This is a genomic window from Microbacterium sp. MYb66 (assembly GCF_002979435.1).
GTDB lineage: Bacteria > Actinomycetota > Actinomycetes > Actinomycetales > Microbacteriaceae > Microbacterium.
Genome location: NZ_PCOV01000008.1, coordinates 111,379 through 133,666 on the forward strand (window position 1 = coordinate 111,379; position 22,288 = coordinate 133,666).

Below are 22,288 nucleotides of genomic sequence, written 5' to 3' on the forward strand. Positions count from 1 at the left end.
TTCTCGTATGCCTTCTTCTAGTTCCCGACGATCGCGGCGCATTCGGACCAGAGGACGCTGTCCTCGGTCACACCCAGGCACGGGTCGAACGTGAAGACGACGAGCGTGCCGAGGATGATGAGCAGGCCGGCGGCCAGCCCGAGCGCCCAGACCAGCGCCTTGCGCGCCGTGCTGTTCGTCACGTAGTCGTTCACGATCGTGCGCATGCCGTTGGCGCCGTGGATGAGTGCGAGCCACAGCATCAAGACGTCCCACCACTGCCAGAACGGCGTGGCGAACTTGCCGGCGATGAACGCGAAGTCCAGGGCGTGGATGCCTTCGCCGACCATGAGGTTCACGAAGAGGTGACCGAAGATCAGCACGACGAGCACGACGCCCGAGACGCGCATGAAGATCCAGCCCCACTTCTCGAGGTTCACACCCCGACGGCGGCGGACGGGGGCAGCGGAGGTGACGGCCTGTGCAGACATCAGTGTCCCCCTCCGAACCCGGCGAACGCGAGCATCAGGTGGCGGGGCACGAAGCCGGCCATGATGATTCCCCACACCAGCAGGACGCCCCAGAACAGCTGGCGCTGGTACTTGGCGCCCTTCGACCAGAAGTCGACGGCGATGATGCGCAGACCGTTCATCGCGTGGAAGACGATCCCGGCGACGAGGACGACCTCGCCGAGCGCCATGATCGGGTTCTTGTACGTGCCGATGACGGCGTTGTACGCCTCCGGCGACACCCTGATCAGTGCCGTGTCGAGCACGTGCACCAACAGGAAGAAGAAGATGGCGACTCCGGTGATGCGGTGAAGCACCCACGACCACATGCCTTCGCGACCCCGATAGAGGGTGCCGCGGGGGGTCTTGGACGTGGTTTCCGAAATCGACGGTGTCAAGCGGGCGCTTGTGGACACGGTCGTCCTCCCTGGATCGATGTGACTCGGTCGCGTGCTGCGCTTGTCCAAGTGTGAGCCTGTCGAAGTGTCAGGCACGCCCGATCGCTGTCCATCCTATTCCTGTCAGATCACTGGGAGCGACGAAGGGGAGCCTAAGTGTCTCGATGTCGAGACTTTCGCTCCGACTACCCTGGCAGGGTGACCCAACCGATTCAGGACTTCTACGCAGTGATCCCCGCCGGCGGCATCGGCAGCAGGCTGTGGCCGCTCTCCCGCGCGGACGCTCCGAAGTTCCTGCACGACCTCACCGGCTCCGGTCACTCGCTCCTGCGCGACACCTGGGACCGGCTCGAGCCGCTCGCCGGCCCGGATCGCATCGCGGTCGTGACCGGACGCGCCCACCGGGCCGCCGTCGAGGCCGAGCTTCCCGGGATCCCCGATCTGAACGTCTTCCTCGAGTCGGAGCCGCGCGAGTCGGCCGCCGCGATCGGCCTGGCGGCCGCCATCCTGCACCGCCGCGATCCCGATGTGATCATCGGCTCGTTCAGCGCTGATCATGTCATCCGCGGCACGCAGGTCTTCGAGTGGGCGGTGCAGCAGGCCGTGCAGGTCGCACGCGAGGGATACATCTGCACGATCGGCATCCCTCCCACCGAGCCCTCCGTGGGGTTCGGCTACATCCGCAAGGCGGGGGAGCTCGTCGTGGACGGCGCCCCGGAGGCGGCCCTCGTCGAGCGCTTCGTGGAGAAGCCCGACCTCGAGACGGCGAAGTCCTATCTGGCGGATCGCACCTATCTCTGGAACGCAGGCATGTTCATCGCGAAGGCGAGCGTGCTCCTCGAGGAGCTGGCGGCCAACGAGCCGGACCTGCATGCGGGGCTGATCGAGCTCGCGGAGGCGTGGGACGACCGCGAACGTCGCGGTCCCGCGGTCGACCGGATCTGGCCGAGGTTGAAGAAGATCGCGATCGACTACGCGGTGGCGGAGCCTGCGGCGGAGCGCGGGCGCCTCGCCGTCATCCCCGGTCACTTCGACTGGGACGACGTCGGCGACTTCGCCTCGCTCACCAAGCTCATCACCCACGGACGCAAGAACGACCTCGCCGTGCTCGGGCCGAACGCGCGGGTGCTCACGGACGGCGCGAGCGGGATCCTCGTCAGTCAGACCTCCCGGGTGATCAGCCTGGTGGGGGTGCAGGACATCGTCGTGGTCGACACTCCGGATGCTCTTCTGGTGACCACCGTCGAGCACGCGCAGCGGGTGAAGGGCGTCGTGGAGTCCCTGAAGCTGACCGGCCGGGGCGACGTGCTCTGATGAGCACGTCCCGACGCTCATCGGGTGGCTTGATTTCAGCTTGGTAACCATTCGCCAGCGTGTACGGCCCGGGAGTGCGTAAACGCCGAAACAGTAGGTAACTTTGATCGATCCGCGATGGCCGCGGTTTCGTTGAGGGAGGCATGAGTTGACCATCTCCACCACCAAGAAGCTGCTCGGCGCAACCGTCGCCGCGGGCGTCATCTTCGCACTCGCCGGCTGCGGCCAGGCGCCGACCGACAGCGGGTCAGGCTCCGAGAAGCCGGCTGACTCCGACTTCCTCCCCTGCCTCGTCTCCGACGCGGGCGGCTGGAACGACAAGTCGTTCAACCAGTCCGCCAAGGAGGGCATGGACAAGGCCGCCGACGAACTCGGCATCAAGCCGCTCGAGTTCGAGTCGGCGAACGACAACGACTACGCGCCGAACCTCGAGACCGCGGTCTCCGAGGGCTGCTCGCTCATCGTCTCGGTCGGCTTCAAGCTGTCCGCAGCGACGGTCGAGTCCGCACTCGCCAACCCGAAGATCGACTACGCGATCATCGACGACTGGGCGGACAACGACTTCGACGGCACCGTCGACGCACCGAACATCAAGCCGCTCGTCTTCGACACCGCTCAGGCGGCCTACCTCGGCGGCTACGCCTCGGCAGCCTGGTCCGCGCAGGCCGGCGTCAACAAGGTCGGAACCTTCGGCGGGATGAAGATCCCCTCCGTCGCCGTGTTCATGGACGGCTTCCAGCTCGGTGTCGAGAAGTACAACGAGGACAAGTCGGCGGCCGTCGAGGTCTTCGGTTGGGACACCACCACGCAGGAGGGCTCCTTCACCGGCGGCTTCGATGCGAACGACACCGCGAAGCAGACCGCACAGGGTGTGCTCGACCAGGGCGTCGACGTCATCCTCCCGGTCGGCGGCCCCGTCTACCAGAGCGCGGCTGCGGCCATCACCGACAGCGGCAAGGACACTCTGATGCTCGGCGTCGACAGCGACCTGGCTGTGGCCGACCCGAACGTGGCCGGCATCACGCTCGTCTCGATCATGAAGGCGATCGACGTCGCCGTGCAGGACGCCACCCTCGCGGCCGCCAAGGGCGAGTTCGACCCGGCCCCGTACGTGGGCACGCTCGAGAACGAGGGCGTCAAGCTCTCCGGCTTCGGCGACTTCGAGTCGAAGCTGCCGGAAGGTCTGACGGACGAGCTCACTGCTCTCCAGGAGCAGATCATCTCGGGCGACATCACGGTGGAGTCCCCGAACTCCCCGTAAGTCGTCGCAGGTCCAGCACGGGGCGAGTGGTGAGCAGGCTGCCACTCGCCCCGTGCCGTGGACGGACGATGATTCTCCTGGATGACACTTCTGGATAAGGTGCAGATATGAAGCTCGAACTTCGCGGCATCACCAAACGGTTCGGCAGCCTCGTTGCCAACGATCACATCGATCTTGTGGTCCAACCCGGTGAGATCCACGCGCTGCTCGGTGAGAACGGCGCAGGCAAATCCACCCTCATGAACGTCCTCTACGGCCTGTATCAGGCCGATGAGGGAGAGATCCTCCTCGATGACGAGGTGCAGCACTTCCGCGGTCCCGGTGACGCGATGGCTGCGGGGATCGGCATGGTCCACCAGCACTTCATGCTCGTCCCGGTGTTCACCGTGGCCGAGAACGTCATGCTCGGACACGAGCAGACCAAGGCTCTGGGCACGCTCGACATCGCGAAGGCGCGAGAGCACGTGCGTTCGGTCGCGGCCCGCTTCGGCTTCGACATCGACCCGGATGCGCTCGTCGGCGACCTCCCCGTCGGCGTGCAGCAGCGCGTCGAGATCATCAAGGCGCTCTCACGCGACGCGAAGGTGCTCGTCTTCGATGAGCCCACCGCCGTCCTCACTCCTCAGGAGACGGACGAGCTGATGGGCATCATGCGCCAGCTGCGCGACGAGGGCACCGCGATCGTCTTCATCACCCACAAGCTGCGCGAGGTCCGCGAGGTCGCCGACAAGATCACGATCGTCCGCCTGGGCCGCGTCGTCGGCGAAGCCTCCCCGACCGCGACGAACGCCGAGCTGGCCTCTCTCATGGTCGGCCGGGCCGTCGAACTCACCGTGCACAAGGATCCGCCCCGCGTCGGCGAAGGCGGCCTCGAGGTGAGGAACCTGCGCGTGCTGACCGCCACGGGGGCGATCGTCGTCGACGGCATCGACTTCGAGGTGCGGCCCGGCGAGGTGCTCGCGGTCGCCGGAGTCCAGGGCAACGGCCAGACCGAGCTGGTGGAGGCCATCGTCGGACTCGCGGCTCGCGTGGAAGGAACCATCACTCTCGACGGCAACGAGCTCGTCGGCAGGAGCGTGCGTGCCATCCTCGACGCCGGAGTCGGATTCGTGCCGGAGGACCGCACGGAGGACGGCCTGGTCGCCGGCTTCTCGGTGGCGGAGAACCTCATCCTCGATCGTTCCGACGATCCCGCCTTCAGCCGCGCGGGGACGCTGCGCCGTTCGGCACTCGACGACTTCGCGCGCGAGCGCATCCGCGAGTACGACATCCGCACCCAAGGTCCGGAGACGCCGGCGGGAACCCTCTCCGGCGGAAACCAGCAGAAGGTCGTCATCGCACGCGAGATGAGCCGCGACCTGCGGCTGCTCGTGGCCGCGCAGCCGACACGCGGTGTGGATGTCGGCTCGATCGAGTTCATCCACAAGCGGATCATCGAGACGCGCGACGCGGGCATCCCCGTGATCGTCGTCTCCACGGAGCTCGACGAGGTCGCAGCTCTCGCCGATCGGATCGCGGTCATGTATCGCGGAACGATCGTCGGCATCGTCCCCGGTGACACGCCTCGGGAGACGCTCGGACTCATGATGGCCGGAGCGGCCGAAGGGGAGGTGGCCGCGTGAGCGGAGCGACGCCCGGCGCAGGAGATGTGACCAAGGGAATCCCGCCCCAGGAGCTCGCGACGAGCACCGGCACGGTCCCGCGCGACCCGTCCGACGTGCCCCCGCCCCCGCGCGGCAACGTCATCCTCAAGGAGATCCTCCGCGGCAACGCGGTCACGACGATCCTCGCGATCGTGCTGGCCCTGATCGTCGGCGGGATCCTCATCGCCCTGACCAACGAAGACGTGCAGGCGGCATCCGGCTACTTCTTCGCCCAGCCCGGCGACACGTTCGTCGCCGTCTGGAACTCCGTGTACAACGGGTACGAGGCGCTGTTCCGCGGGGCGATCTTCAACGCGCGAGGTGCGGACTTCGCCGCGCAGATCCGTCCGCTGACGAACACCCTCGGCTTCGCCGCTCCGCTGATCGCAGCCGGCCTCGGCGTCGCGCTGGCGTTCCGCGTCGGACTGTTCAACATCGGCGCGCGCGGCCAGATGCTCATCGGCGTCGCGGTCGCGGCCCTGCTGACGTTCTCGCTCGACCTGCCGATCTGGCTGCACATCCCGGTCACGCTGGTGGCCGGCATCGCGGGCGGTGCGCTCTGGGGCGCCATCGCGGGACTCATCAAGGCCCGCACCGGCGCGCACGAGGTGATCCTCACGATCATGCTCAACTACATCGCCTATTACCTGCTGCTGTGGATGATCCGCACGCCGGGCCTGCTGCAGAAGCCGGGCACCAACCAGGCACTCGGCTCGGCGACACCGGAGAGCGCGCAGTTCCCGACGCTGCTCGGACCGCAGTTCCCGCTGCTCGACCTCGGATTCGTGATCGTGATCGTGGCGACGCTGTTCGTCTGGTGGCTGATCGAGCGCTCGTCCCTCGGCATGCGGATGCGCGCGGTGGGCGAGAACCCGCACGCGGCACGCGCCGCCGGCATCAGCGTGCAGCGCATCTACGTGTACGCGATGCTCTTCGCGGGAGGCCTGGCCGGACTCGCCGGCATGAACCAGATCCAGGGCGCGGTCACGACGGGCGTCACCGAGACCATCGACGCCGGCATCGGCTTCGACGCGATCACCGTCGCCCTCCTCGGGCGCAGCCGCGCCTGGGGCACGTTCGCCGCCGGCATCCTGTTCGGCGCGCTGAAGGCGGGATCGTTCTCGATGCAGGCCCAGGACATCCCCGTCGACATCGTGCTCGTCGTGCAGTCGCTGGTCGTGCTGTTCATCGCCGCACCGCCTCTGCTGCGTGCGGTGTTCTTCCTCCCGAAGACCGATGCGGAGAAGGCCGCCAAGGCCAGAGCCAAGGCCGCGAAGAAGGCGGTGATGGCATGACGTCTCTCGTGCAGACCGAGGCCGCCGACGGCACGGTGCAGCTCGCGACCGTGAAGGAGCGGCATCTCAAGGCGCCGATCGTGCTCGCCGGAGCCACCGTGCTCCTGGCGCTGCTGTTCCTGCTCGTGCCGCGCGCGGGCGTCAGCACCTTCCGCCTCTCCGACCAGTCCTCGGCGCTCGCGCTGCCGGACGTCTCCCTGCCGACGGCCTCGACGTTCTGGGTCGTGCTCGGCATCCTGGTGGTCCTGACCGTCGGAGCCTTCCTCCGGGCCTGGACCTATCGCACGCCCTCGCTCTGGCTGATCGTCGCTTACAGCGTGCTCGCGGTGTTCGCGTTCCTCGTCTGGGCGTCCGCCGGCGGTCTCGTCCCGGTCACGAGCCTGCTGTTCGGCGCGGTCTCGCTGTCGGTGCCGCTGGTGTTCGGCGCACTGGGCGGTGTCATCGGCGAACGGGCCGGCGTGGTGAACGTCGCGATCGAGGGTCAGCTGCTGCTCGGCGCCTTCTCCGCGGCGCTGCTCTCCAGCATCACGGGCAACGCCTTCGTCGGACTGTTCGGTGCGATGGTCGGCGGCGTCCTGGTGGCCAGCGTGCTCGCCGCCTTCGCGATCAAGTACCTCGTCGAGCAGGTCATCGTCGGTGTCGTGCTCAACGTCCTCGTCACCGGTCTCACCGGATTCCTCTACGGTGCGCTGCTCGCGCCCAATGAGGCGACGCTGAACACCCCGGTGCGCTTCCCGCGTGTCGAGATCCCGCTGCTGAGCGACATCCCGATCATCGGGCCGGTGCTCTTCAACCAGACGTTCATCGGGTATCTGATGTTCATCACCGTCGCCGTCGTGGCGTGGGGTCTGTACCGCACCCGGTGGGGTCTGCGGCTGCGCGCCGTGGGTGAGCACCCGCAGGCGGCGGACACGGTGGGCATCAAGGTGAACCCGACGCGGTTCTGGAACGTGCTGCTGGCCGGCGCGATCGCCGGTATGGGAGGCGCGTACTTCACGCTCGTCTCGGTGCCGCAGTTCGGCAAGGACATGACCGCCGGCCTCGGCTTCATCGCCCTCGCGGCCGTGATCTTCGGTCGCTGGGACCCGATCCGCGCGACGCTCGCGGCGTTGCTGTTCGGGTTCGCCACCAACCTGCAGAACCTGCTGTCGATCCTGAAGACGCCCATCCCGGGCGAGTTCATGCTGATGCTGCCGTACGTCGTCACGCTGCTCGCGGTGGCCGGGTTCGCCGGGCAGATCAAGGCACCTGCCGCGGACGGCAAGCCGTACATCAAGTCATAGTCCTGACCGGAAGAGGGATACAACGCAATGACGGACATCGACTGGGATGAGCTGCGCCAGGTCGCCACGGACGCCATGACGAAGGCGTATGCGCCGTACTCGCGCTACCGCGTGGGAGCGGCCGCCCTCGTCGGAGACGGCCGCATCGTGGCCGGCTGCAACGTCGAGAACGCGTCGTACGGCGTGACCCTCTGTGCGGAGTGCGCTCTGGTCGGAGACCTGCACATGTCGGGCGGCGGCCAGCTCGTCGCCTTCGTGTGCGTGAACAACGACGGGCAGACGATCATGCCGTGCGGCCGCTGCCGTCAGCTGCTGTTCGAGCATGCGATGCCCGGGATGCTGCTGGAGACCGTTTCCGGCATCCGCACGATCGACGAGGTGCTGCCCGACGCGTTCGGGCCGCGCGACCTGGAGGAAGCACGATGACCGCTGGACAGGCTCTGGGAGCCATCGAACCGTTCGACGCGGTGGATGTGATCCGCGCCAAGCGCGACGGCGGCGTCGTCCCCGAGGCGGCGCTGCGCTGGATGGTCGACGCCTACACCCGGGGCTATGTCTCCGACGCGCAGATGGCGTCGTTCGCGATGGCGATCTTCCAGCGCGGCATGGAGCGCGATGAGATCCGCGTGCTGACCGACGCGATGATCGCGTCGGGGGAGCGGATGAGCTTCGCCTCCCTCGGAAAGCGCACGGTCGACAAGCACTCGACCGGCGGCGTCGGCGACAAGATCACCCTGCCGCTGGCCCCGCTCGTCGCCTCGTTCGGGGTGGCGGTGCCGCAGCTGAGCGGGCGCGGACTCGGCCACACCGGCGGCACCCTCGACAAGCTCGAGTCGATCCCTGGCTGGCGCGCGGCCCTCAGCAACGAGGAGATGTTCGCGCAGATGCAGGGCGATGTGGGCGCGGTCATCTGCGCTGCGGGCTCCGGCCTCGCTCCCGCCGACAAGAAGCTCTACGCGCTCCGCGATGTGACCGGCACCGTGGAGGCGATCCCGCTGATCGCCTCGAGCATCATGTCGAAGAAGATCGCCGAGGGCACGGACGCGCTCGTGCTCGACGTGAAGTTCGGCTCCGGCGCCTTCATGCAGGACATCGATCGCGCTCGCGAGCTGGCCCGCACCATGGTCGCTCTCGGCACGGACTCGGGGGTCGCGACGACCGCGCTCCTGACCGACATGAACGTTCCGCTCGGACTCGCGATCGGCAACGCCAACGAGGTCCGCGAGTCGGTCGAGATCCTCGCCGGCGGTGGACCTTCCGACGTACGTGAGCTGACGATCGCCCTGGCCCGGGAGATGCTCGCCCTCGCCGGTCAGTCCGACGCCGACGTGGAGGCCGCCCTCGACGATGGCCGCGCGATGGACACCTGGAAGGCGATGATCCGCGCCCAGGACGGCGATCCGGATGCCGCCCTGCCGACGGCCCGCGAGACCCACCAGGTCTTGGCGCCTGCCGACGGCGTCGTCACCCGGATGGATGCGCTCCCGTTCGGGGTCGCCGCCTGGCGTCTCGGTGCCGGACGCGCCCGGGCTCAGGACCCGGTGATCTTCGAGGCCGGCATCGATCTGCACGCCAAGCCGGGCGATCGTGTCGTCGCCGGTCAGCCGCTCTTCACGCTGTCCGCCGCGGATGACGCACGGTTCGCCCGGGCGCTCGACGCGCTCGAGGGCTCATGGGAGATCGGCGACGAGGCTCCGGCCACCGGTCCGATCGTGCGCGAGCGCATCACGGCCTGACGCGCGACCACTAGCCTGAACTGAGCACCCCGCGACCGAGAGGACCACCATGTCGATCGATGCGAACGGCGACGTCACCCTTCAGGGCGTCTCCCTCCGGAGCCTGCCGAAGGTGTCGCTGCACGACCACCTCGACGGCGCACTGCGCCCGGCCACGATCATCGAGCTCGCAGACGCCATCGGCCTCGAGGTCCCGGAGACGGACGCCGCAGCCCTCGGCACGTGGTTCGCGAAGCAGAGCGACTCCGGCTCGCTGGTCGAGTACCTCAAGACGTTCGATCTCACGACCGCCGTGATGCAGACCCAGGAAGGGCTGACACGCGTCGCGCGCGAGTTCGTCCAGGACCTCGCGGCAGACGGCGTCATCTACGGCGAGGTGCGCTGGGCTCCCGAGCAGCATCTGGCCCGTGGCCTCACCCTCGAGCAGACCGTCGAGGCGGTGCAGCAGGGGATCGAGGAGGGCGAGGATGCCGCGGACCGCAGCGGACGCAGCATCCGTGTCGGTCAGCTGATCACGGCGATGCGGCACACCGACCGCGCGCTCGAGATCGCGGAGCTCGCCGTCGACTTCCGCGGACGCGGCGCCGTCGGTTTCGACATCGCCGGTCCCGAGGACGGCTTCCCGCCCTCGAACCACCGCGCGGCCTTCGACTACCTCGCCGAGAACTTCTTCCCGGTCACCGTGCACGCGGGCGAGGCGGCAGGTCCCGCCTCGATCCGGTCCGCACTCCTGGACGGACGTGCGCTGCGCCTCGGCCACGGCGTGCGCATCGCCGAAGACCTCCAGGTCGTCACGCAGGAGGGCGACGAGGTGCAGGTGCAGTTCGGCGACCTCGCGCGCTGGGTGCGGGACCGTGAGATCCCGCTCGAGCTGTCGCCGTCGTCGAACCTGCAGACCGGCGCGATCGCCGCGTGGGGCAACACGTTGGCCGACCATCCGTTCGACCTGCTGTACCAGCTCGGGTTCGCGGTGACCGTGAACGTCGACAACCGTACGATGAGCGCGACCTCGCTCACGCGCGAGCTCGCATTGCTCGTCGAGGCCTTCGAGTACGACCTCGACGATCTCGAGACCTTCCAGTTCAACGCCGCTGCCGCCGCCTTCCTCCCCGTCGAGGAGCGCGAGGAGCTCGTGGAGATCATCGCCGAGGGATTCGACGCCTGACCATGGCTTCCGGGGGGAAGCGGCGTCGGCGCACCGCAATCATCATCATCGTGTCCGCGGCCGTCCTGCTCGTCGGCGGCGGAGCCGCGGCATTCGTCCTGCTCAATCGGGATGCGGCCGCCTCGGCGCCCGCCGAGACGGAGACGCCTCGTGCGGAGGAGACGCCCCCGCCGAAACCGCTGACGCCTGCGGAGCAGCTGCTCGCCGACGCGGACAACCCGCTGGCGTGCGCGGTCTCGTTCTCGGGAGAGGGCGTTCCCGCCGATCCGCAGCTCCAGTGGCAGAACGGCCTCTATGTCGCACTGCCGATCCCGGCGGCGGAGGGGAAGGTGTTCGCCGGCTGGTACCCCACGGCCGCCGACGCTGCCGCTCTCACGGTGGAGACGCGCGTGAACGGGGCTGATCCGGTCGTCTGCGCCGATCAGCAGATCGAGCTCTTCGCCGCCTGGAAGACCCCGGAGCAGAACGCCGCCGAGGGTGTTCGGGTTCCGATCCTGATGTACCACCAGTTCACCGCGAACCCGGACGGTGAGAAGGGCTGGCTGCGCGGCAACTACGCGTACATCGGCGACTTCGACGCCCAGATGAACCACATCGCGACGACGGGGTTCTACCTCCCGACCTGGGACGAGCTGAGCGCGTTCATCGACGGCCGGCTCTCGCTTCCTGCGCGGAGCGTGATCATCACCGACGACGATGCCGATCAGACCTGGTTCGACCTCGCGGTGCCGGTCGTGGACAATTACAAGCTGCTCACGACGTCGTTCATGATCACCGCATACCGCACGGACCCCCCGCCCTCGATCTATGTGCTGCGCCGCTCGCACACCCACGACATGCACCAGTCGGGGGAGAACGGCGAAGGGCGGATGGTGAACTGGACCGCGGACGAGATCGCGGCCGACCTCAACACCTCCGGGGACACCCTGGGCGCGCGCGAGGTCATGGCCTATCCGTTCGGGCACTACAACGACACCGCGAAGCAGGGCGTCGCGCAGGCGGGATTCGAGATGGCCCGAACCATCGAGCCCGGGTACGTGGAGATCGGCACGGACAAGCTCGCGCTCCCCGTGGTCCGCATCGATTACGGCATGGGCCTGGACGCCCTGGTGTCGCGCATCGGCTGAGCGCCGCTGAGACGGCAGGATGGTCGCATGTCCGCCTCCGTCTTCATCGCCGGTCCCGCGTCGTGGAACACGATCGTCGTCCTCGACCGCCTGCCGGAGCCCGTGCCGCACATGCAGTTCGCCGAGGAGAGCTGGGAGACGATCGGCGGCACCAGCGCCGGCAAGGCGCTCAATCTGACGGCCCTCGGCCGCTCCGCGCAGCTGTACGCGATCGCCGGGCAGGACGAGCACGGAAGGCGGGTGCGCGAGGCGCTGCACGCCGCCGGGATCCCGGTTCGCTGGGCGGACGGCGTCACCGAGCGGCATCTGAACCTGATGACCCGCGCGGGAGGACGCGTATCGCTGTACCTGTCCACTCCGCAGGCCACTGCCGGTGCGGACGACGAATGGGTGCGCGCGGAGATGGCGGATGCCGATGCGATCGTGCTCGATCTCGCGGCGGAACCCCTGCGGCTGCTGCCGCTCGCGCGGGGGAGCGGCCGACCGATCTGGGTGGACGTGCACGACTACGACGGCGAGGCGGACTATCACCGCCCGTTCCTGGACGCAGCGGACGCGGTGTTCTGCAATGCCGACCGGCTCGATGACCCGCTGGCCTTCCTCCGCTCGCGGGTCGCCGCCGGGGCGGATCTCGCCGTGTGCACGCTGGGCGCCGACGGAGCCGTGGCCCTGGATGCCGCGGGCGATGAGCATCGCGTGGCAGCGGTTCCGGTCGAGGTGCTCGACACGAACGGCGCGGGCGACGCCTTCCTCGCAGGCGTGCTCGACGCGCGACTCGACGGTGCCGACGTGCCGGCTGCTCTCGACGCGGGGGCTCGGGCGGCCGCGTCGGTCCTGCGCACGCGGCATCTGCATCCGCTCCTCGACGCGGTCCTGCCGGCGTATCCTGCGGCTCCCTGAGCCTCAGGGAGCGAGGGGCTCCAGGAAGCCTCCGGCGAGGTCCGTCACCTCGTCGTGCATGTCTTCCGGGGAGATGGTCGGCGTACCGTCGCCCGCCTGGGGGCCGTAGTCGCCGAACGAGGCGTGCGATGCGCCTTCGATCTCGACCATCTCGGCGTCCGCGGGCAGGAGATCCCGCGTGTCGGCGATCTTCTCGGGCGTCGAGAGACCGTCCTCGCTGCCGGACAGGCTGAGGACCGGGAGGCCGCTCGCGGAGAGGTCGTTCGCGCAGTACGAGGCGAACAGCACGAGTGCGTCCGCGTCCTCCGCGAGCTGGCACGCGCGCACCCCGCCCAGTGAGTGCCCGCCCACGCCCCAGACGTCGACGTCCGGGGCCGCCGAGGTGAAGGCGTCGAGCCCGCGCGGGTCGAAGAACGCGAGATTCAGCCAGGGACGGGTGATCACGACCGTGACCCCGTCTTCGGCGAGCCCCTGCAGGATGGCGGCGTATGCCCACGGGTCGACCTTCGCTCCGGGGATGAAGACCAGTCCGAGATCGGATTCACCGTCGGCCGGGGCGAGGACGATGCCCTGTTCGGCATCGGTGACCGTGATCGCCGGGTTCTCCCGCACGGCCGCGAGCGGTTCGGGTTCCGCGGCCATCACGCCGATCTGGCTCCACGCGAGGACGCCGCCGACGGCGAGGACCACGACCACGACGAGACCCCAGAGGATCCCTCTCCACACCCGGCGGCCACGCTTCTTCTGCACGGGTCAACGCTACTCCGCGGCGCGCTCCTCGCGGACGACCTCGGGGTGCGTGCGGAGGTACTCCTCGAAAGCCTCGCGCGTCGTGCGGGCCGGCTCGTAGCCGAAGTCGTCTTTCAGCCGCCCGTTCGCCAGCACCGGCCGGTACCGCAGGAACGGGACCTTCTCCGGTCCGTGCTCGGTCAGACGCAGCATCCGCCCGATCCGCAGCGCCGCCGACAGCGCCCAGGCCGGGACGACCAGCGCAGGCTTGCCGAGACGGGCCGCGGTCTCGGCCACGGTCATGCGGCCGTCTCCCGCGACGTTGAAGATCCCGGGAGGACCATCGGTCGCCGCCCGCACCATCGCGGCCGCGACATCGTCCACCCAGATGAAGACGAAGGGGGACTCGGATCCGGCGATGCGGAGGATCCGCTTCCCATCCCAGAGCGCGGTGATCTGGTTCCGCACGGTCGGACCGAGGATCGTGCCGATACGGAAGACGACCTGCTCCAGCGCCGGATGAGTCACGCGGTACTCGGCGAGCATCTCCTCGACGAGGCGCTTGTGACGTGCGTAGGGGAAGGCATCGTTGCCCCGCAGCGATTGCGCCTCGTCGATCCAGTCCGGGTTGTCGGCGTGGTAGCCGTAGGCCGCTCCGGAACTCGAGACCACGATGCGGTGGACGCCGGTCTCCGCACACGCGGCGAGGACGTTCGCGGAGCCGACCACGTCGACCCGGTACTCCTGCTCGACGTCACGGCCGGGGTTGACGATCGCGGCGAGATGCACGACCGTGTCGATGCGGTGCTGACGGAGGAGGGGCGCGATCGCCGCGGCATCCGTCACGTCCACGGGGGCGACGATCACGCCGGCGGAGGGGTCCCCGGCGCGCAGATCGGCGGCGACGACCGTGTCGACGTCCTCTCTCGCGACGAGGGCGGCGGCCACGTGCGAGCCGAGGAAGCCGCTTCCGCCCGTGATGAGCACGCGCCGCATCAGGCGGCCTCGACGCTCGTGCGTCCGCTGGCGTCCCCGCTGGCCGAGCCGGTGCGCCTTCGGGTGTGGCGCGCCCAGAGCCCGGCCAGGACGAGCCCGGCGATGATGTCCCAGATGCCCCACCAGCCCGCGACGACGGCCATGCCGCCCAGCCCGTCGAAGAACAGGAAGACCAGGCCCAGCCCGAGGCCGGCGTTGCGGATGCCGACCTCGAAGGTCATCGCCTTCCGCTCGCGGGTGCCGAGACCCCCCACGACGGCCGTGCCGTAGCCCAGTGCGAGTGCCACCGCGTCGTGCACCGCGACGACGAGGAGGATGATGCCGAGCACCTGGACGAACACGGCCCAGTTGCCGACGAGCGCGGCGATGATGAATCCGAGGAGCGCGATCAGGCTGAACCACTTCACGAACGGCTGCACGCGTGCGCTGAACGTGGGCGCCTTGGCGCGGAGCAGCAGGCCGAGGACGAAGGGCAGCCCGACGATGAGCAGGATCTCCAGCAGCATCCGCCACGGATCGACGGCGATGTCACGCAGCAGCGTGCGCGCCGTCGGGTGCAGCGACCCCCAGAACGTGATGCTCAGGGGCAGGGCGAAGATGTAGATCAGGTTGCCGACGGCGGTGAGCGAGACCGACAGGGCGACGTTGCCGCCCGCGCGATGCGTGAGCACCTGCGAGATGTTCCCGGGCGGGCAGCAGGCGACGAGCAGCATCCCCAGCGCCATCGACGGCGGCACGGGGAGCACCAGCGTCAGCAGGAACGTCGCGATCGGCAGCAGGAGAAGCTGCGCGAGGATCGCGATCACGAACGGCTTCGGGTGCTTCGCCACGACCCGGAAGTCGCTCGGCGAGGTGTCGAGCGCGATGCCGAACATTATGAGGCCGAGCACGACGTTGAGGATCGTGAGCGTGCCGGGGGTGAACGAGAGGACGACGTCGTCGACGTTCATGCCGACGCCTCCAGCGCGTGCTTCTCCTGCCGGACCGCACCCCGGTAGGCATCCTTGTTGACGTAGTAGGCCATCCGGTCGAGACCGAGGTAGTGGTAGCCGCCGGTCAGATCCGGCCAGGCGGTGCCGGTGACCCGCTCGCGGAAGCGCGCGGCGCGCGCCGGGTCGTTCTCGACCGCGTCGAGGTAGGTCGCGAGGAGGTCGGCCTGCTCGTAGCGGCCCTGCCAGCCGATGCCCGAAGCCTCGATCATCCCCATCACGTACAGCCCGTTGAACGACGCCGGGAACAGATTGAGGAACAGGCGGGGCGAGGCTCCCTGCCAGTGCAGGTGCTCCCGGTCGACGAACGGATAGTCCAGCGTGTAGCCGGTCGCGAGCAGCACCAGGTCGTAGTCGTCCGCGCTGCCGTCGCGGAAGCGCACCGTGGTCCCGTCGAAACGGTCGATGTCCGCCCGAATGCGCAGATCGCCCTGTCCGAGGTGGTTCAGGATCAGCGTGTTCACGATCGGGTGCGATTCGTAGATGCGGTAGTCCGGCTTCGGAAAACCGAACCGCACGGGGTCGCCGGTGAACGCCCGCAGGACGCGGCTGTCGACCGCCTGCTTGATCCGCGGCGGCAGCGGGCGACCCTGATTGAGCGTGTCGCTGGGCTTGCCGAACAGGTAGCGGGGCACGAAGTAGTAGCCGCGGCGGACGCTCATGTCGACGGAGACGGCGTGATGCACGGCATCCACGGCGATGTCGCAGCCGGAGTTGCCCGCGCCGATCAGCAGCACTCGTTTGCCGCGGAGCTGCTCGGGCGACGTGTAGGCGCTGGTGTGCATCAGCTCGCCCGTGAACTCCCCGCGGAACGTCGGCACGTTCGGCTCGGCGAGGGTCCCGTTCGCGAGCACGACCCCCGCGTACCAGCGGGTCTGCTCGCCGTCCGGGCCGAGGCTCGTCAGATCCCAGCCGCCGTCTCTCGGCTCGAGACGCGTGACCTTCGTGTCGAACCGGAACAGCGCCGTCAGCCCGAAGTGGTCGGCGTAGTCCTCGAAGTACTCCCGCAGCACCCGGTGGCCGGGGTAGTCGACGCGCGACCGCATCGGGAACTCGGCGAACTCCGTCGTGGTGCGCGAGGAGATCAGGTGCGCGGACTCGTACATCGTGCTGCGGGGATTGGTGATGTCCCAGAGGCCGCCGACGCCGTGCGAGGCCTCATAGCCGTCCACCGCGATTCCGCGCTTCTGCAGCGCGCGTGCCGCGGCCAACCCCGATGGACCCGCGCCGATCACGGCGTATCTGTTCATGCTGCTCCCCGCACGTCAGTGTGCTCGAAAAAACGCCCCCGCCCACCGATCGTAACGGGTGGGCGGGGGCGTCGAGATCCGCGGGGTCAGGCGGCCCCGAGGTGCTGCTGACGCGCCGCGACGGCCTCTCGGATCTGCGGGAACAGCGGATGCTCGGGGTCGAGGCCCGTGGTCCGGGAGGTGAACGCGGCCGGTTCCTCCGTGCGCAGCAGCTCCTGCAGTTCGACCGACTGCTCGTCTGCGGGATCGTCGAACTCGAGTGCTGCGGACACGGCCGCCACCAGCGCCGCGGTCGGCAGGCCGCGCTCCGCGGCCATCGCGGCGGGACCCACGAAACGCTCGTGCCGCGAGATCTTGCGCAGCGGCTGGCGTCCGACCCGCTGCACCGTGTCGACGAGCGCGGGATTGCGGAACCGCTCGAGGATCGTCGCGCGGTACGCCGCGAGGTCGGCCGGATCGAGCCCGTGCTCCGCGACCAGAACGGCCGAGGTCTCCTCCAGTGCCGCAGACACGTTCGCCGCGATGGCGGGGTCGGCCAGGGCGTCCGAGATCCGTTCGATCCCCGCGCGGGCGCCGAAGTACGCGGTGGCGGCGTGCCCGGTGTTCACCGTGAAGAGCTTGCGCTCGATGTACGGAGCCAGATCGGCGACGAAATGCGCGCCGGGGATCGTCGGCAGCTCCTCGCCGAACGGACCCGACTCGATCGCCCACTCGAAGTACGGCTCGACCGTGACGTCGACGCCGCCGTCTGCGGGCTGCGCCGGCACGATGCGATCCACGGCCGTGTTCGCGAAGACCGCGCGGGCGAGCAGCGTCTCGGCATCCGCCCCTGCCGCGGTCGTGATCTCCTGGCGGAGCAGATCCGTGGCGCCGATCGCGTTCTCGCAGGCCATCACCTGAAGCGGCGCGACATCGGGAGAGCGGAGGGCGAGTCCGGCCACGATCGACGGCGCCACGAACCGCAGCACGGTCGGGCCGACCGCGGTCGTGACCACATCGGCCGTTGCGACCTCGTCGGCCACGGCTGCGGGATCGGTGCGGCTATTGACGGCCCGGAAGCCGGTGACGACGTGATCGGTCCCTCCGGGGCCGGCTTCGTGCACGGTGTACGAGTCGACCGCATTGATCGCATCGACCAGGGCATCGGCGACGTCGGAGAACACGACCTCGTAGCCGCCCTCGCGCAGCAGCAGACCGACGAACCCGCGCCCGATGTTGCCGGCTCCGAAGTGGACCGCCTTCATCCCTCGTTCACCTCCGACAGGAGGGAGTAGAGCTCTTCCGGGGTCTTCGCCGCCGAGAGCCGCGCGACATCGTCCTCCTCCGAGAACAGGATCGCGATGCGGGAGAGGATCTCCAGGTGCTCGTCACCGACGCCCGCGATGCCGATCACGAAGGTCGCAGGGTCCCCGGACCAGTCGACGCCGCCGTCGTAGCGGACGACCGACAGGGCCGAGGCGAGGATGGCGTCCTTCGCATCGTTCGTGCCGTGCGGGATCGCCAGTCCGTTGCCCATGAAGGTCGAGACCGTCTCCTCGCGCTGTCGCATCGCGTCGACGTAGGCCGGGGTCACGGCTCCGGCGGCGACCAGGATGTCGGTCGCCTCCTGGAGGGCTTCGTCCCGCGAAGCCCCTCCGGAGTGGATGCGGACCTGTTCGGGGGTGAGAACGCTCATTCGTTTTCCTTTCGCTGTGCACGCACCATCTCGACGACCTCTTCGTACTTGGGCGAGTTCATGAAGTTGTCGACAGACACGTGGACCGAGTTCGGCGACTTGGCGGTGGCGCGCTCGGTGAGCTGCTGCTGCGTGATCACCACGTCGGCGGTCCCGTCGAGGTTCGCGATGGCCTGGTTGGTGACCGTGATGTCCTCGATGCCGGCCTTCTTGAGCTTGTTGCGCAGCACGCTGGCGCCCATGGCGGACGAGCCCATGCCGGCGTCGCACGCGAACACGATCCGCTCGATAGGCCCTGTGGCCACGGCGGTCGTGTTCGCGACGGCTGCGGACTCCGGAGCGGCGGAGCCCGTCGAGGTGCGCAGCGCGTCCATCGCGGCGGACGACTTGCCCTTGTTCGCCTCGGTCTGGGCGATCGCGGCGCCGAATGTGTCACCCTCGGCCTCGAGATCGCGCTTGCGCGAAGCCCGCAGGATCACTCCGGTGATGAGGAAGGTGACCGTGGCGGCGATGATGACCGAGAGGTACACGACCAGCAGGTTGCCGACGCCGGCGCCGAGGGCGGCGAAGGTCACTGCGATGATGCTGCCGGGAGCCGCCGGGAAGGCCAGACCGCCGTTCAGGAGCATGTTCGTCGTGACGCCGGCCGCACCACCCGCGATGAGGGCGAGGATCGTGGTGGGCTTGCTCAGCGCGTACGGGAAGTAGATCTCGTGGATGCCGCCGAAGAACTGGATGATGGCCGCACCCGGCGCGGAGCCCTTCGCCGCTCCGACGCCGAAGAAGCTGAAGGCGAGGAGCAGACCGAGGCCGGGGCCGGGGTTGGCTTCGATGAGGAACAGGATCGACTTGCCGGTCTCCGCCGCCTGCTCGATGCCGAGCGGGGTGAAGACGCCGTGGTTGATGGCGTTGTTCAGGAACAGCACCTTCGCCGGCTCGACGATGATCGATACGAGCGGCAGCAGCTGCAGGGCGACGAGCCAGTCGACGGCGGCACCGAGTGCGGCGCTGATACCGAGCATGACCGGACCGAAGGCGAAGAATCCGACGATCGCGAGGAGCATGCCCAGGATTCCGGCAGAGAAGTTGTTGACCAGCATCTCGAAGCCGGGGCGGATCTTCCCGTCCCAGATGCCGTCGACCTTCTTCATGATCCACGCGGCGATCGGACCCATGATCATGGCGCCCAGGAACATCGGGATGTTGGTGCCGACGATCACGCCGACGGTGGCGATCGTGGCCACCACGCCGCCGCGCTCGCCGTAGACCATGCGGCCGGCGGTGTTGGCGATCAGCAGTGGCAGCAGATAGGTCACCATCGGACCGACCAGGCCGACGTAGGCGAGGATGTTGCCGCTGTCGCCCTCGGCCACCGCGGTCATGGCGCCCTGCCAGCCGATGACGGCCGAGTCTCCGCCGCCGCCGATGATCTCGGCCACACCGGCCCAGTGCCACTTGAACGGGCTCTCGGCGCCGAAGAACCCCTTGGGGATGAACAGCATCGTGATGAAGCCCCAGGCGATGAAGGCTGCGATGTTCGGCATGATCATGCCGGAGAGGAATGTGCCGAAGCGCTGCACTCCTACGCGGAGGCCGCCGGGTCGGGTGGCGGCAGGTGACGTCGTCGTCATGATGTCGTCTCTTTCTTGTGGAGGGGGAGTTCCGCGGCGAGCGTCGCCACGGCGGTTCGGGCGGAGGAGGCATCGTCAGCGGCCAGGGCGGCTTCGGCGAGGCTCCGCGCCTCGGACAGGGTGCGTTCGGAGAGGGTGCGTCGCACATCGGCCAACGCCGACGGCGCCATCGAGAGGCTGGTGGCGCCGAGCCCCACGAGCACGACGGCGAGCAGCGGATCGGCGGCTGCTTCGCCGCAGATGCCGACCGGTTTGCCCAGGCGTGCGCCCGCGTCGCCGACCTCGCGCACGAGCCGCAGCACCGCCGGATGCCAGGGGTCCTGGAAGCCGGCGACGGAGCCGAGCATGCGGTCAGCGGCCATCGTGTACTGCGTGAGATCGTTGGTGCCGATCGAAGCGAAGTCGGCGTGAGCGAGCACACGGTCGGCGAGCAGTGCGCTGGCAGGGATCTCGACCATGACGCCGGCGGTCTTCAGTCCGTACTCGCGGGCGAGGCCGGTGAAGTACACGGTCTCCTCGACCGTGGCCACCATCGGTGCCATCACCCAGAGGTCGGCCCCGGTCGCGGCATCCGCCTCGGCGAGTGCGGTGAGCTGCTCACGGAGGATGTCCTCGCTGGCGCGCAGTGCGCGAAGGCCCCTGAGCCCGAGCGCGGGGTTCTCCTCGTGCGCATCGTTGAGGAATGCGAGCGGCTTGTCGGCGCCGGCATCCAGCATCCGCACCACCACCTTCTTGCCGGGGAACGCCGCCAGCAGTTCGCGATAGGACTCGCGCTGCTGGGCGATCGTCGGCGCCTGTGCCGAGGAGAGGAACAGGAACTCCGTGCGGAACAGCCCGACGCCCTCGGCCCCCCGAGCGACCGCATCGGCGGCGTCTGCGGGCTTTCCCAGATTCGCGAGCAGCGACACGGGCGTGCCGTCGGCGAGGGCGCCGGGAGTCAGCGGAGCGCTGTCGGCTGACTGGCGGGCGGCCGCGCGCTCGGCGGCTCGGGACTTCTGGTCTTCCGTCGGCTCGCGGGTGACGACACCGCTCGCCGCATCGACGATCACGGTCTCGCCGGTGGTGAGTAAAGCGCCGTCGGCGACGCCGACGATCGCGACGATGCCCTTCTCCCTCGCGAGGATCGCGGTGTGGGAGGTGGGACCGCCATCGGTCGTGATCAGGGCGAGCACCTGGTCGAGGTCGAGGAGTGCGGTGTCCGCGGGGGCGAGGTCCCGGGCGACCAGCACGAAGGGGTGTCCGGGGCTGGGGACCCCGGGGGCGTCGACGCCGCGGAGGCGCGCCAGGACCCGCTGGGCGATGTCGTCGAGGTCCGCCGCCCGTTCTCCGAGGTAGCCTCCGACGGCTTCGAGAGTGGCCCGGAAACCGGCGAACGCGTCGTGCACGGCCCACTCGGCCGTCGCGCCGGCGTCGATCCGGGTGTCGACCTCGTCCTGCAGCGTGGGATCCTCGGCGATCATCGCCTGAGCCTCGAGAACCTCCCGTGCTGATCCGCCCGCCGCCTCGCCCCGCTCGTTCAGCTCTCGGGCCACGGTCGCGATCGCGTCGCGGACCCGCGCGCGCTCGGCGTCCACCCCCGCGGTACTCGGCGAGTTCTCCGGCGCGGGCAGCGCCTCGGCCATGCGGATGATAGGCCCCTGGGCGACCCCGAGACCGATCCCCACCCCGCGCAGCTCGCTCATCCGGCGGCGTCCTGGTCATGGTCGGTGGTGAGCAGCTCGGTGAGCGTGTCGAGCACGCCCTCCGCGCCGTCGCCGTCGGCCGTGAGGGTCACGTAGTCGCCGTACTCGATCGCCAGGGAGATGACACCGAGTATGCTCGCGGCGTTGACGGGCTTGCCGGAATCCTTCGCGATCGTGACGGCGATGCCGGAGTCCTTCGCCGCCTGTGCGAAGAGCTTCGCGGGGCGGGCGTGCAGCCCGTGGGAGGAGCCGATCCGGACGGTGCGGGTGGCGGTCATGGTGTTCCTTTCGGGGTGTCGCCGGCGTCGGCGAGGATCGATCGGGCGAGGACGAGTGTGCGCGAGCCGTCCCGATCGGCGAAGACGTCGTCCGGGAGCACGGCGACCGGCGCGCTCACGCTGCCGCGGATGGCTTCCAGCCGGTCGCTCAGGTGGGGGCCGACGAGGATGAGGTCGTGGGCGCCGCCCGCGACCGAGCTCTCCATGCCGGCCGTCGCGTCCCAGTCGAGACCGGCGGCCGCGGCGGCGGAGCGGAGTCGCTGTGCGACGAACGTGCTCGACGCACCGGCGCCGCACACCACGAGGATCCTCATCGATGCCACCCTTCCTGAGAACAGTCTGGGAACGCGGGCCACCCTCGCGCCAACACGTTCCTTTCCGCCCCCGCGGAACGCCGGTCTTCGCCCGAGGTCATCGGCTACCTGACATCATGGAGACCACGTCGAGA

Annotated in this window: 22 protein-coding genes; 10 read left to right on the forward strand and 12 right to left on the reverse strand. The window is 69.0% G+C overall.

Translation table 11 applies throughout. The features are described 5' to 3' along the window. Positions 1-17: 17 nt before the first annotated feature. On the reverse strand, positions 18-470 hold the full coding sequence (locus CQ045_RS15275) for a succinate dehydrogenase hydrophobic membrane anchor subunit (RefSeq protein ID WP_105725234.1): 453 nt from the start codon (positions 468-470) through the stop codon (positions 18-20). After that, entirely contained in the window at positions 470-904 is a 435-nt protein-coding gene (gene sdhC / locus CQ045_RS15280) for a succinate dehydrogenase, cytochrome b556 subunit (protein ID WP_072591539.1), read from the reverse strand. Before sdhC ends, CQ045_RS15275 begins: the two co-directional genes overlap by 1 nt. A gap of 180 nt (positions 905-1,084) precedes the next feature. On the opposite strand from sdhC, the gene CQ045_RS15285 reads away from it, so the two are divergent. From CQ045_RS15285 to CQ045_RS15330, 10 genes are all read left to right on the forward strand, one after another. Then, a complete protein-coding gene (locus CQ045_RS15285) occupies positions 1,085-2,200 on the forward strand; it encodes a mannose-1-phosphate guanylyltransferase (protein ID WP_105725236.1) in 1,116 nt (371 codons plus the stop codon). A 148-nt stretch (positions 2,201-2,348) separates the two neighbouring features. After that, positions 2,349-3,461 carry a BMP family protein gene (locus CQ045_RS15290; RefSeq protein ID WP_105725238.1) on the forward strand — a complete coding sequence of 371 codons (1,113 nt, stop codon included), beginning with the start codon at positions 2,349-2,351 and terminating at the stop codon, positions 3,459-3,461. Between the two features lie 107 nt (positions 3,462-3,568). Beyond that, a complete protein-coding gene (locus CQ045_RS15295) occupies positions 3,569-5,083 on the forward strand; it encodes an ABC transporter ATP-binding protein (protein ID WP_105725240.1) in 1,515 nt (504 codons plus the stop codon). Next, positions 5,080-6,399: an ABC transporter permease gene (locus CQ045_RS15300; protein ID WP_105725242.1), complete on the forward strand. Its 1,320-nt coding sequence runs from the start codon at positions 5,080-5,082 to the stop codon at positions 6,397-6,399. The genes CQ045_RS15295 and CQ045_RS15300 overlap by 4 nt, the downstream gene beginning before the upstream one ends. Then, positions 6,396-7,682: an ABC transporter permease gene (locus CQ045_RS15305; protein WP_105725244.1), complete on the forward strand. Its 1,287-nt coding sequence runs from the start codon at positions 6,396-6,398 to the stop codon at positions 7,680-7,682. The genes CQ045_RS15300 and CQ045_RS15305 overlap by 4 nt, the downstream gene beginning before the upstream one ends. Before the next feature lie 27 nt (positions 7,683-7,709). Continuing rightward, positions 7,710-8,108 carry a cytidine deaminase gene (locus tag CQ045_RS15310; protein ID WP_029262551.1) on the forward strand — a complete coding sequence of 133 codons (399 nt, stop codon included), beginning with the start codon at positions 7,710-7,712 and terminating at the stop codon, positions 8,106-8,108. After that, positions 8,105-9,418, forward strand: coding sequence for a thymidine phosphorylase (locus CQ045_RS15315; protein WP_181156595.1), 1,314 nt, complete (start codon positions 8,105-8,107; stop codon positions 9,416-9,418). The genes CQ045_RS15310 and CQ045_RS15315 overlap by 4 nt, the downstream gene beginning before the upstream one ends. Before the next feature lie 49 nt (positions 9,419-9,467). Next, positions 9,468-10,583: an adenosine deaminase gene (locus tag CQ045_RS15320; protein ID WP_105725246.1), complete on the forward strand. Its 1,116-nt coding sequence runs from the start codon at positions 9,468-9,470 to the stop codon at positions 10,581-10,583. A 50-nt stretch (positions 10,584-10,633) separates the two neighbouring features. Further along, positions 10,634-11,710, forward strand: coding sequence for a polysaccharide deacetylase family protein (locus tag CQ045_RS15325; RefSeq protein ID WP_258131092.1), 1,077 nt, complete (start codon positions 10,634-10,636; stop codon positions 11,708-11,710). A 27-nt stretch (positions 11,711-11,737) separates the two neighbouring features. Next, positions 11,738-12,610: a carbohydrate kinase family protein gene (locus CQ045_RS15330; RefSeq protein ID WP_105725250.1), complete on the forward strand. Its 873-nt coding sequence runs from the start codon at positions 11,738-11,740 to the stop codon at positions 12,608-12,610. A 3-nt stretch (positions 12,611-12,613) separates the two neighbouring features. Here CQ045_RS15330 and CQ045_RS15335 read toward each other — a convergent pair whose 3' ends face one another. The 10 genes from CQ045_RS15335 to CQ045_RS15380 form a co-directional block, all read right to left on the reverse strand. After that, positions 12,614-13,360, reverse strand: a complete 747-nt coding sequence (locus CQ045_RS15335) for an alpha/beta hydrolase (RefSeq protein ID WP_105725252.1) — start codon at positions 13,358-13,360, stop codon at positions 12,614-12,616. Between the two features lie 9 nt (positions 13,361-13,369). Further along, on the reverse strand, positions 13,370-14,335 hold the full coding sequence (locus CQ045_RS15340) for an SDR family oxidoreductase (protein WP_105725254.1): 966 nt from the start codon (positions 14,333-14,335) through the stop codon (positions 13,370-13,372). Beyond that, positions 14,335-15,285, reverse strand: coding sequence for a bile acid:sodium symporter family protein (locus CQ045_RS15345; protein WP_105725256.1), 951 nt, complete (start codon positions 15,283-15,285; stop codon positions 14,335-14,337). The genes CQ045_RS15340 and CQ045_RS15345 overlap by 1 nt, the downstream gene beginning before the upstream one ends. Continuing rightward, entirely contained in the window at positions 15,282-16,574 is a 1,293-nt protein-coding gene (locus CQ045_RS15350; protein WP_105725258.1) for an NAD(P)/FAD-dependent oxidoreductase, read from the reverse strand. The genes CQ045_RS15345 and CQ045_RS15350 overlap by 4 nt, the downstream gene beginning before the upstream one ends. An 86-nt stretch (positions 16,575-16,660) precedes the next feature. Continuing rightward, positions 16,661-17,818 carry a mannitol-1-phosphate 5-dehydrogenase gene (locus tag CQ045_RS15355; protein ID WP_105725260.1) on the reverse strand — a complete coding sequence of 386 codons (1,158 nt, stop codon included), beginning with the start codon at positions 17,816-17,818 and terminating at the stop codon, positions 16,661-16,663. Continuing rightward, a complete protein-coding gene (locus tag CQ045_RS15360; RefSeq protein ID WP_105725262.1) occupies positions 17,815-18,249 on the reverse strand; it encodes a PTS sugar transporter subunit IIA in 435 nt (144 codons plus the stop codon). The genes CQ045_RS15355 and CQ045_RS15360 overlap by 4 nt, the downstream gene beginning before the upstream one ends. Next, the gene (locus tag CQ045_RS15365) at positions 18,246-19,880 is read right to left on the reverse strand and encodes a PTS mannitol transporter subunit IICB (protein ID WP_105725264.1); all 1,635 of its coding nucleotides are present in this window, start codon (positions 19,878-19,880) and stop codon (positions 18,246-18,248) included. Before CQ045_RS15365 ends, CQ045_RS15360 begins: the two co-directional genes overlap by 4 nt. After that, positions 19,877-21,562 carry a phosphoenolpyruvate--protein phosphotransferase gene (ptsP, locus tag CQ045_RS15370; protein ID WP_105725266.1) on the reverse strand — a complete coding sequence of 562 codons (1,686 nt, stop codon included), beginning with the start codon at positions 21,560-21,562 and terminating at the stop codon, positions 19,877-19,879. The genes CQ045_RS15365 and ptsP overlap by 4 nt, the downstream gene beginning before the upstream one ends. Next, positions 21,559-21,840, reverse strand: a complete 282-nt coding sequence (locus CQ045_RS15375; protein ID WP_105725268.1) for an HPr family phosphocarrier protein — start codon at positions 21,838-21,840, stop codon at positions 21,559-21,561. Before CQ045_RS15375 ends, ptsP begins: the two co-directional genes overlap by 4 nt. Then, positions 21,837-22,154, reverse strand: coding sequence for a PTS sugar transporter subunit IIB (locus CQ045_RS15380; protein WP_105725270.1), 318 nt, complete (start codon positions 22,152-22,154; stop codon positions 21,837-21,839). The genes CQ045_RS15375 and CQ045_RS15380 overlap by 4 nt, the downstream gene beginning before the upstream one ends. Between the last annotated feature and the right edge of the window lie 134 nt (positions 22,155-22,288).